Here is a 13,265-nt window from a genome sequence, read left to right on the forward strand (position 1 = left end):
ATTGCTCAAGTGAGCGCACAACCTTCCCGCCAGAAGTTGACGTCCGATCAGCGGAATTCCTTCATCGCGGCGTTGCTGGGCTGGACGATGGACGCCTTCGACTACTTCATCGTCGTGCTGGTCTACGCCGACATCGCCAAGACCTTCCATATCAGCAAGGCGGAGGTCGCGTTCGTCACCACCGCCACCCTGCTGATGCGGCCCGTCGGCGCGCTGATATTCGGGCTGTGGGCCGACCGGGTCGGGCGGCGGCTTCCGCTGATGGTCGACGTGATCTTCTATTCCATCGTCGGATTCCTGTGCGCGTTCGCGCCCAACTTCACCGTGCTGGTGATCCTGCGTCTGCTCTACGGCATCGGGATGGGCGGGGAGTGGGGGCTGGGCGCGGCGCTCGCGATGGAGAAGGTTCCCGTCGAGCGGCGCGGGTTCTTCTCCGGGCTGCTGCAGGAGGGTTACGCCTTCGGCTATCTGCTGGCGAGCGTCGCCTCGCTGGTGGTGATGAATTGGCTGGGCTTCTCGTGGCGCTGGCTGTTCGGGCTGAGCATCATCCCGGCGCTGGTCAGCCTGATCATCCGCTATCGCGTGGAGGAATCCGAGGTCTGGGAGGCCGCACAGGACCGGATGCGCCTCACCAGCACCAGGATTCGCGACGTGCTGCGGGACGCCGCGATCGTCCGCCGATTCATCTACCTGGTGCTGTTGATGACCGCGTTCAACTGGATGAGCCACGGCACCCAGGACGTGTACCCGACCTTCCTGGGCGCGACCGGCAACCATGGCGCCGCGTTGTCCAGCGCCACCGTCAAGTGGATCGTGATCGTCTACAACCTCGGGGCCATCATCGGCGGGCTGGTGTTCGGGACACTGTCCCAGCGCTTCGGCCGCCGCCACACGATCATCTTCTGCGCGTTGTTGGGCCTGCCGATCGTGCCCCTGTTCGCCTACTCCCACACCGCGGCGATGCTGTGTCTCGGCTCGTTCCTCATGCAGGTCTGCGTGCAGGGCGCGTGGGGCGTCATCCCCGCGCACCTGACCGAGATGTCGCCCGACGCGATCCGGGGCCTCTACCCGGGCGTGACCTACCAGCTGGGAAACCTGCTGGCCGCGTTCAACCTGCCCATCCAGGAACGGTTGGCCGAGTCGCACGGCTATCCCTTCGCGCTGGCGGCCACGATCGTGCCGGTGCTGATCGCCGTGGCCTTCCTGACGTGGATCGGCAAGGATGCCACGGGCATTCGCTTTGGCACGGCCGAAAGCGCTTTCCTGCCCACCGAAATGGCGTGAATTCAGTCGGCGCCGCCGAGCATGCGCCGCAGCAGGTGCATCGCCACCGTCGTCGACCGTTCCCGGACGTCCGACCGGTTGCCGGGTAGCCGCAGCGTCCGGGTGTCTGTGCGGCCGTCCGCCAGCATCACCGTGAAACACACTGTGCCGACCGGCTTTTCCGGTGTGCCGCCGCCCGGACCGGCGATCCCGGTGATCGCGACGGCGGTGTCGGCGCCGAAGCGTTTCAGCGCGCCGGCCGCCATCGCCTCGGCCACCGGCTCGGACACCGCCCCGTGTTGTTCGATCAGGGCGGGGTCGACGCCGAGCAGCCCGGCCTTCGCGTCGTTCGAATACGACACCACCCCGCCCGCCACATAGTCCGACGAACCCGCGCGGTCGGTCAGCCGCGCCGCCAACAGGCCCGCGGTGCAGGATTCCGCCGTCGCGATCCAGCGGCCCGCCAACAGTTTTGCAACCAGCTCGTCGACACTCGAGCCGTCTTCGGAGAAGATCTGCGGTGCGTGCCGGTCGCGCAGCAGCTGGGTCAGCTGCTGATAGGCGTCCGCGGCGTCCGGCTCGTACCGGGTGACCATTTCGACCTCGCCGCGCCGCAGGCAGGTGGTGATCTCGAGCGCGTCGAAACCGGGCACGGTCTTCTCGGCGTCGCGCAGGGTTTCGGCCAGGCCCGACTCCGGCAACCCGAACATGCGAATCATCTTCTGCTCGTAGGTCGTTCGGCCCGCGATCGCTTCCTGCGCGGTCGGGGTTTCGATGGCCCTGCGCCACATCGGCTGCAGCTCGCGCGGCGGCCCGGGAAGCACGATCACCGTGGGTTTGCCCGGTACGACGACGCCCGGCGCGGTGCCCACCGGATCGAGCACGTGCGCGCCCTCGGGGATCATCGCCTGCTTGCGGTTGGCCGCGCGTACGGCCTCGAAGTCGACGCCCTCGAAGCGCGCCATCAGATGTCTCAAGATGTCGGCGATCTTGTTCTCGGTTGCCTCGTCGAGGATTAACTCGCGGCCGCAAAACCGGGCCACGACTTCGACGGTCATGTCGTCGGCCGTGGGACCCAGGCCGCCGCTGGTGATGATCAGGTCGACGCCCTGCTCGGCCATGAATCGCAGCTGCGCCTCGATGTCGGCGGGGCGGTCGCCGCAGATCGTGATGTGCGCCAGCTCGACGCCCAGTTCCAGCAGGCGATCGGCGATCCACGGGCCGTTGGCGTCCTGGACGCGTCCGGTGAGGACTTCGGTTCCGGTGACAACGATGCCCGCGCGTGCGCTCACCGGCATGAGCCTACTGAACCGGCGTGCGGCCGTGGCGAGGCTCCGCAGCCTCGCCGTGGCGATCGCGTCGGGCTCGTCTACCGGCCGGGCTGGCCCGGTTGACCGGGCTGACCGGGCTGACCCGGTTGGCCGGGTTGGCCGCCGCGGCCGGGCGCGCCTCCGTCACCGCCTCGGCCGCCATCGCCGCCCCGGCCGCCGGGGCCGCCCGCGCCTCCGTCACCGCCTGGGCCTCCGTCACCGCCTCGGCCGCCGGCGCCGCCTGCTCCCCCGGCGCCGCCCGCTCCCCCCACGCCTCCGGCTCCGCCGGCCTCATCGGGTTGGCCGGGCCCGCCACTCATCGGTGTTTCGCTGGTCATTCCGTTCACACCCGCCTCTCCGTGGAGCCAGACCAGCGTATTCGTCCCGGTTTGCGAGAGCTAGCTCCAGCGGAAATGCACACGGGCGGACAATGAACCGATGATCGAGTTAGAGGTAGTGCAGGCCGACGTCACCAAGCTCGAACTCGACGCGATCACCAACGCCGCCAACACCCAGCTGCGGCACGGCGGCGGCGTCGCCGCGGCCATTGCCCGGGCCGGCGGACCCGACGTGCAGCGCGAATCGACCGACAAGGCGCCGATCGGGCTCGGGGAGGCCGTGGAGACCACCGCCGGCGACATGCCGGCGCGCTACGTCATCCACGCGGCGACTATGGAACTCGGCGGCCCGACCTCGGCCGAGATCATCACCAGGGCGACCGGCGCCACGTTGCGCAAGGCCGACGAACTGGGCTGCCGCTCGCTGGCCCTGGTCGCGTTCGGCACCGGCGTCGGCGGTTTTCCGTTCGACGAGGCGGCACGGCTGATGGTGGACGTCGTCCGGCAGCACCGGGCGACCTCGCTGGAGAAAGTCGTGTTCGCCGTGCACGGCGACGCGGCGGAGCGGGCGTTCCGGGACGCCGTGTCGGGTTAGCCGCCGGACAGGTGGCGCTCGACGGAGGTGACCTTCTGCGTCATCGCGTCCCGGGCCGAGGCCCGCGAATCCACCTTGATCACCGTGCTGACTCTGGGCGCCCGCGCGGCCACCGCCTCGACCGCGCGCTGCACGACGGCCATCACTTCCTCCCAGGTGTCGCCCTCGATCACGGTGAACATGGCATCGGTCTTATTCGGCAGCCCGGATTGGCGTACCACCCGAACCGCCTCGGCAACGATCTCTCCGACGCCCTCGCCAACGCCCAGCGGGGTGACGGAAAACGCGACGAGTACGGACACGTCACGAGCCTACCCACCGTTATCGAGCCGGGCCTGGCAGCATCGAGGGCCATGCGGGTTCTGGTGCAACGGGTCTCGTCGGCATCGGTGTCGGTCGACGGCCGGCTGGTGGGCGCTATCCGGCCGGCCGGTCAGGGCCTGCTGGCTTTCGTCGGGGTCACTCACGACGACGATCCCGGCAAGGCGCGACGTTTGGCTGAAAAGCTCTGGTATCTACGGATTCTCGCCGACGAACGGGCCGCCGCCGATGTCCAGGCGCCGATCCTGGTGGTAAGCCAGTTCACTTTGTACGCCGACACCGCCAAGGGCCGGCGCCCGTCCTGGAACGCGGCCGCCCCCGGCGCGGTGGCCGAACCGCTGGTCGAAGCGTTCGCCGAGGCGTTGCGCGCGCTGGGCGCCGACGTGCAGACCGGCGTCTTCGGCGCGAATATGCAGGTCGAGCTGGTCAACGACGGACCGGTCACGGTGATTCTCGAGATTTGACCGCACCACCGCAGGTACCTTGGTTGAGGTCGGCTTGGTGACCGAACCTGACGTGAGGGGGCGACCATGAGCACTTCCCCTGAATTCGGGTCGCTTCGCTCCGATGACGATCAGTGGGACATCGTCAGCGGCGTGGGCTACACCGCGCTGCTGGTGGCGGGATGGCGTGCGCTGCACGCCCTCAGCCCGGAGCCGCTGGTCCGCGACGAATACGCGCGGGTTTTCATCGCCGCCGCGCAGGACCCGTATCTGGCGGGCGTGCTTGCCAATCCGGGAACCACGGAGGACGAGACGGCATTCCCGCGCCTCTACGGCGTGCAGACGCGGTTCTTCGACGACTTCTTCGCCTCCGCCGGCGCGGCGGGCATCCGGCAGGCGGTGATCGTCGCCGCGGGATTGGACTCCCGCGCGTACCGCCTTGACTGGCCCGCTGGCACAACGGTTTTCGAGGTTGACCTGCCGAAGGTCCTCGAGTTCAAGGGGCGCGTGCTCGGCGAGCATGGCGCCACGCCCAAAGCCCGCAGGATCGAGGTCGGCGCCGATCTGCGGACCGACTGGTCGCGGCGGTTGGAAACGGCGGGCTTCGACACCGAGACCCCCAGCGCCTGGTCGGTGGAGGGCGTGCTGCCCTATCTGACCGACGAAGCCCAGAACGCCCTCTTCACCCGCATCAGCGGGCTCAGCGCCCCGGGCAGCCGAATCGCCATAGGCGCGCTGGGATCCCGCTTGGACCGCGAGCAGCTCGCCGCCCTGGAAACCGACCACCCCGGGGTCAACATGTCCGGAGATGTGGACTTCTCCGCCCTCACCTACGAGCCCAAGGGCGAGCCCGCGGAATGGCTCGCCGCGCACGGCTGGGCCGTCGAACCCGTCCGCAACACGCTCGACCTGCAGGCCGGCTACGGGATGACCCCGCCGGAGGTGGACGTCAAGATCGACGCGTTCATGCGGTCCCAATACATCACGGCGACGCGGTCGGGGTGAGCCGAATGGTGCCGCTCACGAGGCTCTCGCCCGCCGACGCCATCGCGGAGATCGGCGCCAGCACACCGGGGCCCGGGATCGGCGCCTTCTTCGATCTCGACGGCACGCTGGTGGACGGCTTCACCGCCGCGGTGCACGTCGGTGATCGGATTCGTCGGCGCCAGGCCGGGCTCGGCGAACTCCTCGGGGTGTTCGAAGCGGCGCTGCGGTTCCGCTTCGGTCGGTTGGAGTTCGAACACCTCATCGTGCGGGCGGCCGGTTACCTGCGCGGGGAGTCGCTGACCGAGCTCAACGACCTGGGCGATCGCCTCTTCACGGAACGCGTTGCCGCGCGGCTGTATTCGCACATGCATGACATCGTCCAGGCGCACCAGGCGCGCGGGCACACCGTCGTGCTGAGTTCGTCGGCGCTGTCCATTCAGGCCTTGCCCGTAGCACGCTTCCTCGGCATTTCCAACGTGCAGTGCAACCATTTCGAGCTCGACGAGCACGGAAGGCTGACCGGCGGGATCGTCAAGCCGATCGTGTGGGGGGCCACCAAGGCCGCGGCCGTGCAGCAATTCTGTTCCGCCAACGGCGTTGCGGTGGAGCGGAGTTACTTCTACGCCGACGGTGACGAGGATGCGGCGTCGATGTCGGTCGTCGGGTGTCCGCGGCCGGTGAACCCCCGCTCCGGGCTCGCCGCGGCGGCCGCGGCGCACGGGTGGCCGGTGATGTGCCTCGCGTCTGGCCGCCGCCGAGTCCGGAGGCGGCGTTAGGGCGTCAGCAGGACCTTCACCTCGTCGCCGGACCGCGCCTGGGCGGTCTCGTAGCCCTTGGCCGCCTCGTCCAACGGCAGCGTCGTGGTGAAGACGCCGTCGACGTCGAGCCGCCCGGATTGCAGCAGCGGGATCAGCTCCGGCCAGGTGCGCTGCACCGGCGCGGTGGTCATCCGCAGCGTGATGCTGCGAATCAGGCAGCCCAGCGCGTTGAGGGGAAACGGATTCATATCGTGCACACCGACAACCGAGACGGTGCCGCCCGGCCGCACCGCATTCAGCGCGTCGGTCAGCGACGCGTCGGTGGCGACGGCGTCGATCACGGCGTCGGCGCCGCGTCCGCCCGTGGCGGCCAGGATGGCCTCCACCGCCGGCGGCTTGACGGGCGTCGCTCCCCACGCGGCGGCGCGGTCCAGCCGCCCGTCGACGCGGTCGACGGCGAAAACCGTTGCGGCGCCGTGAAAGAATGCACTGCGCAGGGCGCACAGGCCCACCGCGCCCAGGCCGATGACCGCCACCGTCCCACCGGGTGGAATATCGGCCCGCTGGGCCGCCGCCCAGCCGGTGGCCAGGTTGTCGGTGAGCAGCAGCGCCTGCTCGGTGCTGATCCCGTCGGGCGTCTTGAGCAGCTGGAAGTCGGCCGCGGGCACGGCCAGCAGGTCGGCCTGCGCGCCGGGAAGCACGCCGCCACCGAAGATCTGAAATCCGGAAAAGCACATCACCGGGTCGCGCGTGGCGCATCCCGGGCAGGCGCCGCAGCCGGTCACCGATGACACCATGACCTGGTCGCCGACCTTCACGGTGCGCACCTCGGGCCCGACTTCGACGACGGTGCCGACCGCTTCGTGGCCCAGCGTCATGGGCGCGGCCAGCGGATAGTCGCCCTCGTAGAAGTGCAGATCGGATCCGCAGATTCCGGCGGCGGTGACCGAGACGATCGCTCCGTCCGGGCCGGACAGTGCCGGATCGGGGCGCGTGTCGACCTCGATATTGCGTGGCCCGTCGAGGACTACCGTTCGCATGGTGACGCGCTCACTTTCCTTGCCGCAGGACGAATTGGGACCAGTCGGGCTCGCGCACCGCGGCCCAGTACTCGTTGAGGCGCCACGGGCTGACCGTGTGGATCTCCCCGTCGGCGTTCTTGAAGTAGGAGTGCTTGACCGCGGGATGCGACCACACCATCTTCTTGATCTGCGTCTGTGTCCGCCGATGCCACTCGGTGGCCGCTTCGGCCCGCGGCTCCATCGACAGCAGGTTCTCCTCGGCCAGCCGCTGGAGGCACTGGTCGATGTAGCGCATCTGGAGCTCGGACTGGAAGATCAAACTGCCGCCATGGGCGAGATGCGTTCCGGGCCCGTAGATGATGAAGAAGTTCGGGAATCCCGGCACCGTGATCCCGAGATAGGCGTACGGCCGGCTCCCCCACATCTGGTGCAGGTCAATCCCATTGCGGCCGATCACTTTTAGCGGCCACAACACATCGGTGTGGCGAAACCCGGTCGCATAGACGATGACGTCGGCCGGGTGCGTCACGCCGTCCTGCGTGACCACGCCGTGCGGTGTGATCTGCTGGATCGGCGTGCGCACCAACTCGACGTTGTCGCGTTGCAGCGTCTGCAGCCAGCTGCCGTTGTCCTGCAGCGTCCGCTTCCCGGTCGCGGGATAGTCGGGCAAGACCTTGTCCAGCAACTCGTGCCCTTCGCCGACCTGGCTGGTGATCCACTGCGCGAACATCATTCGGGCGGCGGCGTTGATGTCGCTGACGGCGTAGTCCTGATCGGCGTAGTTGGGGTCGCCCTCCGCGGCGTCGAGCCCCTTGTCGGCGCCCGGCCAGAGCACCAGGAACCGGTACCAGCGGCCGTAGAAGGGCAGGTGGCGCATCGCCCAGCGCACCCCGTCGCCGACCTCGTCGTGGTACATGGTGTTCGGGAACATCCACTGGGCGGTGCGCTGGAACACGGTGAGCTTCTCGACCTGGCCGGCGATCGCCGGCGCGATCTGGAAGCCGCTGGCGCCGGCGCCGATGAGCGCGACCCGCTTGCCGGTCAGGTCAACCGAGTGGTCCCAGGCCGCCGAGTGAAACGACGGACCCTCGAAGGTATCGGCGCCGTCGAACTCGGGGATGTTGGGCCGGTTCAGCTGGCCGACTGCGGTCAGGACGGCCCGCGCGGTGATCGTGCTCGTCTGGCCGTCCGGGCCGCGCAGCGTCACGTTCCACGACCCGTTGGCATTGTCCCAGCGCGCCTCGACGACTTCCGTGTTCCACCGGATGTGCTCGGCCAGGCCGTGCTTGTTCATCACCTGGGTGAAATAGTCGCGCAGCTCGTATTGCTCGGCGAAGAAGTGCGTCCAGTCGTTGTTGGGTTCGAAGCTGTAGCAATAGAAGTGGTTTGCGACGTCCACGCGGGCTCCGGGATAGCTGTTCTCCCACCAGGTTCCGCCGGGCCCGGCATTTTTCTCGACGATGGTGAAGGGAATGTTGGCCTGCTTGAGCCGGACGCCGGCCAGCAGACCGGACTCGCCGCAGCCGATCACCAGCACGGGCAGTTCGGCGGCGGACTCCGCCGGCAGGGCGGCCGGGCGGCGCGGGTCGACGCCCTCGAGATCCATCTCTTCCAGGACCAGCGGCAGGTAGTCGTCGGTGACGTGTTCGCAGGCCGCCCAGTCCATCATCTCCCGAATCAGGTCGAGGCTCAGCGGCTCGGGTTCGGGGCAACCGCGGTCCCGGTAGTCGGTGAGCACCGGCAGCGCCGCCGCGCGGGCCCGCGCCTTGTCCTCCTCGGACATGAAGCCTTGAACCTCGTTGAGGAAGATGCCCATCGGCTTGAAGTCGCGGATGAACCGGGGGTCGCCGGTGATGTGGACGAGCGAGAGCAGCAGCGTTGGGATGCTGACATCCTCGAGCGCGGCGGCGATCTCGTCCGTCGGCGTGGTGAAGGGCTGGCCGGCGTAGCGGCTGCGCATCAAGCCGATCCTTCCGGTAGGCGGGGGCCGTGAATTACGCTACTGGGCGTTTCGTAATTGCCGGCACCACGCTACCCCGTTGCGGCGCAGACGATCAAGGATCGGCGCGCCGCCCGTCGGATGTGCCGCTAGGGCTTTCCGTTCGCGCCGGGGGCGCCGAATACGCCGCCCTGGCCGCCGGTGCCGCCGTGCCCGGCGCCGAAACCGTTGCCGCCGTTGCCGCCGAGGCCGAATATCGACGGGGTGTAGGTCCCCATGTCGATGGTCCCGGCGTTGCCGCCGTTGCCGCCGTTGGCGGGGCCGCCGCCGGTGCCGGCGTCGCCGCCTTGGCCGCCTTGGCCGAAGAACCCAAGGCCGCCGCCGCCGTCGCCGCCGTTGTTGAACCCATTGCCGTTGGGAGCGGCGCCGCCGTGCCCGCCGTTGCCGCCGATGCCCGCCACCAGCCCGGCACCCAGGCCACCGGCCCCGCCGACGCCGCCGTTGCCCTGGGCCGAGGCGCCGCCGGCCCCGCCGACGCCGCCGCCGGCGATGCCCGTCACCGTGGCCGCTTCGCCCCCGACACCGCCGGCGCCGCCCGTCGCGTTGCCGCTGGCGGCGCCGCCGGCCCCGCCGTTGCCGCCGATGGAGGCGCCCAACCCGATGAAGTCTGGGGCCCCCGCGGCACCGCCGGCGCCGCCGGCCCCGGCGGTGCCCGAGTTAACAGCGGCGCCGCCCACGCCGCCGGCGCCGCCCTGGGTCAAGTCGATGCCGAAGAAGCCGGAGGAAGCGCTGGCGCCGCCCGCGCCGCCGGCGCCGCCGTTTGCCCCGGCGACAGTGGCGTCGCCACCGTGCCCGCCGGCGCCGCCCATGCTCAGGTCGATCCCCAACGGGCTGCGGGCGAAGCCCTGGCCGCCCGCGCCACCGATGCCGCCGGTACCCCCGGCAGCGGTGGCGGCGCCGCCGTGCCCGCCAGCGCCGCCGAAGCCAAGGAAGAGGCCGGTTCCGTTGCCGCCGGCCCCGCCAGCACCGCCGGTCCCGGTCGTGGCGTCGCCGCCGGCCCCGCCGGCGCCGCCGATGCCTTCGAAGAAGCCGGCGCGGCCGCCGCCGCCACCGGCTCCGCCGCTGGTCACGGCACCCCCGGCGGCCGCACCGGCCCCGCCGAAGCCGCCGGAGCCGAACAGCAGGGCGTTGCCCCCTGCCCCGCCGGCCCCGCCGCCGGTCCCACCGGCGCCACCGAGCCCGCCATTGCCCCAGAGCCACCCGCCGGTGCCGCCGTGGCCGCCCGCCATGCCGGGACCGCCGGTCCCGCCCATGCCGCCGACGCCCAACAAACCAGCCGGCCCTCCGGCGCCGCCGGCCTGCCCGGCGCCGCCGGAGCCGCCGTTTCCGCCGCGTCCCCACAAGATCCCGCCCGCACCACCGTTCGCCCCGGTCCCGGGTGCGCCGTCGGTGCCCGGGCCGATCAGTGGGCGACCCAACAACGTGTTGGTCGGCGCGTTGATGACCCCCAGCACGTCTTGCGCCAGCGTCTGCAGCGGATTTGCGCTGGCCGCCTCGGTTGCCGCGTAGGCGCCGCCCGCGGCGTTGAGCGCCTGCACAAACTGGGTGTGGAACACCGCCGCCTGGGCGCTGAGCGCCTGGTATTGCGCGCCATGGCTGGCGAACAGGGAGGCGATCGCCGTCGACACCTCGTCACTGGCTGCGGCCAGCAAGCCGGTGGTCGGGATGGCGGCTGCCGAATTGGCGGCGGTCAACGACGACGCGATGCCCGCCGCGTTCTCTGCGGCCGTCGCGACTGCCTCGGGCACTGCAACCACAAATGACATGTGACAACCTCCAGCTAGCCCGCCCTGAGCGGATGGTAGGCGCCGCAGGTGTCCAATTCGACATGTTTACAACAATTGGCAGGAGCTTGCCAGAAGTCGCACCGACCTTCCTTGCGTCCGGGTGAACAGGAGTTAGATGAGCGGCGTGGCCCCGCTACTCACGGCCTGCAGCGGCTTTTTGCTCGCGGTCTTGTGGATGGATCTGATCTTCGACGTCCAGGTCTTCCAATATCGAAGTGCCACTGAGGAATTGCCCGAGCGCGCGCTCGTCTCCATCGCGGGTTACTACCACCGCGCCACGACCACGTCGCGACCGATGAGCCACCTCATCGCGGCCGTCATGCTCATCTTGTTGGCCGCGTTGGGGTTTCAGGCCGCTCGCGGCCACGACCCGGCATGGCTGATGGGGACCTCGGCCGCGCTCGCCGGGGTGCCGGTGCTGCTGGCGCTGACACACACGGTCCCGAGCGCCGTTCGGCTCGGGCGCCGAACGGACGGTCCGGCCGAACAGACCCGTCTGGCGCGGGCCATCTGCCGCGATCACCTGATCTGCTTCGCGGGCATGCTGGCGTTCCTGGTCGTGTGGACGGCCCGCGCTTGCGCCTGACAGCCACCTGAAACGTCGTAGTGCCGGGGAGCCGGCCGGGGGCGGCTGGCCACGTCAGGGCAGCAGGTACTAAACTAGAACACGTTTCAGTTCTTCCAGCGTCGGTCAAGCTTTCCAGGAGTAGGCATGCACACCCCGATTTGCGACGAGCTTGGTATCGAGTTCCCGATCTTCGCCTTCACCCACTGCCGTGATGTCGTGGTCGCCGTCAGCAAGGCCGGTGGTTTCGGCGTGCTCGGCGCCGTCGGCTTCACGCCCGAGCAGCTGGAGATCGAGCTCAACTGGATCGACGAGAACATCGGCGATCACCCCTACGGGGTCGACATCGTCATCCCCAACAAATACGAGGGCATGGATTCCCACCTCTCCGCGGAGGAGCTGGCCGAGACGCTGCGCAAGATGGTGCCGCAGGAGCATCTGGACTTCGGCAAGAAGATCCTCGCCGACCACGGGGTGCCGGTCGAAGACAGCGACGCCGACAGCCTGCAACTGCTCGGATGGACCGAGGCGACGGCCACCCCGCAGGTCGAAGTGGCGTTGAAGCACCCGAAGGTGAAGATGATCGCCAACGCGCTCGGCACTCCCCCGGCCGACATGATCAAGCACATCCACGACGCCGGACTCAAGGTGGCCGCGCTGTGTGGATCGCCGTCCCAGGCCCGCAAGCACGCCGACGCGGGCGTCGACATCATCATCGCCCAGGGCGGCGAGGCCGGCGGACACTGCGGCGAGGTGGGCTCAATCGTGTTGTGGCCGCAGGTCGTTAAGGAGGTCGCCCCGGTGCCGGTGCTGGCGGCGGGGGGCATCGGCAGCGGTCAGCAGATCGCGGCCGCTCTGGCGCTGGGTGCGCAGGGCGCGTGGACCGGCTCGCAGTGGCTGATGGTCGAGGAATCGTCGAACACGCCGGTGCAGCAGCAGGCCTACGTTAAGGCGGGCAGCCGCGACACCGTGCGGAGCCGTTCGTTCACGGGCAAGCCGGCCCGGATGCTGCGCAACGACTGGACCGAGGCGTGGGAGCAGCCGGACAACCCCAAGCCGCTCGGTATGCCGTTGCAGTACATGGTTTCCGGCATGGCGGTGCGGGCCACCAACCGGTATCCCAACGAGTCCGTCGACGTCGCGTTCAACCCGGTCGGTCAGGTGGTCGGGCAGTTCACCAAGGTGGAGAAGACGGCGACCGTCATCGAGCGCTGGGTGCGGGAGTACCTGGAAGCGACCAACAGGCTCGACGAGTTGAACGAGGCCGCCTCCGTCTGACGCCTATTCGTCGTCGACGTCGTCGACGTCGTCAGCGTCCTCCGCGCCGGGACCGGTGAAAACCTCTTTGGTGCGGTCGACCGCGTAGGTGCCGATGTCGATCGAGTTCTGGACGATGCCGCTGGCGCCGCCGGCGACGTCGCCGCGGATGATGTCGCCGGCGTGTTCGACGATGTCCGAAGCCTTTTCGACGGCATTCGTCGCGATGTCCCTGACCGCGTCGACTGCGTCCCTGGGGTTGAAGCCCATCGGTTCCCTTTCGTTGCAAGGTCTTTGGTACGACTCTAGACGGGGGCCCGGGCGTCAGTAGTTCACCAGGGTGCGCCAGTAGTCCTCGGGGATCTCGGCGCCGGACCGCAAGACGCGCGCGAGGCCGACGGCCATCGCGACGCCGAGCAGGCCGAGCCACAGGCCGGCCAGCCCGATGACAGCCCACAGCGCGGCGGTGAGCGCCGGCCACGGCGACAGCACGGCGAGCACCGGCGCGAAGAAGAAACCGGCCCCGATGTACCACGCCGAGCCGGCGCGATCGGAAGCCAGGACGAAGCGCAGCCAGCGCGGGATCGGCGCCTGGGCGGGCTCTGCCGGCTTCATGGCCT

The 13,265-nt window shown here is 69.6% G+C and carries 15 protein-coding genes; 7 read left to right on the forward strand and 8 right to left on the reverse strand.

The window, feature by feature from the left end:
* Positions 1 to 9: 9 nt before the first annotated feature.
* Positions 10 to 1,284, forward strand: coding sequence for a sialate:H+ symport family MFS transporter (locus AWB89_RS10160; protein WP_170929163.1), 1,275 nt, complete (start codon positions 10 to 12; stop codon positions 1,282 to 1,284).
* Between the two features lie 2 nt (positions 1,285 to 1,286).
* Here the strand turns inward: AWB89_RS10160 and AWB89_RS10165 are convergent, their stop codons facing one another.
* Together AWB89_RS10165 and AWB89_RS27745 are read right to left on the reverse strand one after the other, a co-directional pair.
* Complete coding sequence (locus AWB89_RS10165; RefSeq protein ID WP_479494846.1) at positions 1,287 to 2,555, reverse strand: competence/damage-inducible protein A; 1,269 nt, start codon at positions 2,553 to 2,555, stop codon at positions 1,287 to 1,289.
* A 10-nt stretch (positions 2,556 to 2,565) separates the two neighbouring features.
* On the reverse strand, positions 2,566 to 2,889 hold the full coding sequence (locus tag AWB89_RS27745) for a hypothetical protein (protein ID WP_158089817.1): 324 nt from the start codon (positions 2,887 to 2,889) through the stop codon (positions 2,566 to 2,568).
* Positions 2,890 to 3,011: 122 nt separating this feature from the next.
* Here AWB89_RS27745 and AWB89_RS10175 point away from each other — a divergent pair, with 122 nt between their 5' ends.
* On the forward strand, positions 3,012 to 3,506 hold the full coding sequence (locus AWB89_RS10175) for a macro domain-containing protein (RefSeq protein ID WP_085100427.1): 495 nt from the start codon (positions 3,012 to 3,014) through the stop codon (positions 3,504 to 3,506).
* Here the strand turns inward: AWB89_RS10175 and AWB89_RS10180 are convergent.
* Positions 3,503 to 3,808, reverse strand: a complete 306-nt coding sequence (locus tag AWB89_RS10180) for an MTH1187 family thiamine-binding protein (protein ID WP_085100430.1) — start codon at positions 3,806 to 3,808, stop codon at positions 3,503 to 3,505. The genes AWB89_RS10175 and AWB89_RS10180 overlap by 4 nt on opposite strands.
* A 51-nt stretch (positions 3,809 to 3,859) precedes the next feature.
* On the opposite strand from AWB89_RS10180, the gene dtd reads away from it, so the two are divergent.
* From dtd to AWB89_RS10195, 3 genes are all read left to right on the forward strand, one after another.
* Complete coding sequence (gene dtd / locus AWB89_RS10185; RefSeq protein ID WP_085173291.1) at positions 3,860 to 4,291, forward strand: D-aminoacyl-tRNA deacylase; 432 nt, start codon at positions 3,860 to 3,862, stop codon at positions 4,289 to 4,291.
* Between the two features lie 66 nt (positions 4,292 to 4,357).
* Positions 4,358 to 5,275, forward strand: a complete 918-nt coding sequence (locus AWB89_RS10190; protein ID WP_085100435.1) for a class I SAM-dependent methyltransferase — start codon at positions 4,358 to 4,360, stop codon at positions 5,273 to 5,275.
* 5 nt (positions 5,276 to 5,280) lie between these two features.
* A complete protein-coding gene (locus AWB89_RS10195; RefSeq protein WP_085173293.1) occupies positions 5,281 to 6,033 on the forward strand; it encodes an HAD-IB family hydrolase in 753 nt (250 codons plus the stop codon).
* Here the strand turns inward: AWB89_RS10195 and AWB89_RS10200 are convergent.
* The 3 genes from AWB89_RS10200 to AWB89_RS10210 form a co-directional block, all read right to left on the reverse strand.
* Positions 6,030 to 7,055, reverse strand: coding sequence for an alcohol dehydrogenase family protein (locus AWB89_RS10200; protein ID WP_085173295.1), 1,026 nt, complete (start codon positions 7,053 to 7,055; stop codon positions 6,030 to 6,032). The genes AWB89_RS10195 and AWB89_RS10200 overlap by 4 nt on opposite strands.
* Positions 7,056 to 7,065: 10 nt before the next feature.
* Entirely contained in the window at positions 7,066 to 8,997 is a 1,932-nt protein-coding gene (locus AWB89_RS10205; RefSeq protein WP_085173297.1) for a flavin-containing monooxygenase, read from the reverse strand.
* Positions 8,998 to 9,125: 128 nt separating this feature from the next.
* Positions 9,126 to 10,802 (reverse strand): PE family protein, encoded by a 1,677-nt coding sequence (locus tag AWB89_RS10210; RefSeq protein WP_085173299.1) that lies wholly within the window; start codon positions 10,800 to 10,802, stop codon positions 9,126 to 9,128.
* A 145-nt stretch (positions 10,803 to 10,947) separates the two neighbouring features.
* On the opposite strand from AWB89_RS10210, the gene AWB89_RS10215 reads away from it, so the two are divergent.
* Both AWB89_RS10215 and AWB89_RS10220 read left to right on the forward strand, forming a co-directional pair.
* Positions 10,948 to 11,409, forward strand: a complete 462-nt coding sequence (locus tag AWB89_RS10215; protein WP_085101441.1) for a hypothetical protein — start codon at positions 10,948 to 10,950, stop codon at positions 11,407 to 11,409.
* Positions 11,410 to 11,535: 126 nt separating this feature from the next.
* Positions 11,536 to 12,666: a nitronate monooxygenase gene (locus AWB89_RS10220; RefSeq protein ID WP_085173301.1), complete on the forward strand. Its 1,131-nt coding sequence runs from the start codon at positions 11,536 to 11,538 to the stop codon at positions 12,664 to 12,666.
* A gap of 3 nt (positions 12,667 to 12,669) precedes the next feature.
* On the opposite strand, the gene AWB89_RS10225 is transcribed toward AWB89_RS10220, so the two are convergent.
* A complete protein-coding gene (locus tag AWB89_RS10225) occupies positions 12,670 to 12,915 on the reverse strand; it encodes an Rv1893 family protein (protein WP_085100451.1) in 246 nt (81 codons plus the stop codon).
* Positions 12,916 to 12,969: 54 nt separating this feature from the next.
* Positions 12,970 to 13,260 (reverse strand): hypothetical protein, encoded by a 291-nt coding sequence (locus tag AWB89_RS10230; RefSeq protein ID WP_085100454.1) that lies wholly within the window; start codon positions 13,258 to 13,260, stop codon positions 12,970 to 12,972.
* Positions 13,261 to 13,265 lie beyond the last annotated feature (5 nt).

The sequence above is a fragment of the Mycobacterium paraense genome (assembly GCF_002101815.1).
In the GTDB taxonomy this organism is placed as follows: domain Bacteria; phylum Actinomycetota; class Actinomycetes; order Mycobacteriales; family Mycobacteriaceae; genus Mycobacterium; species Mycobacterium paraense.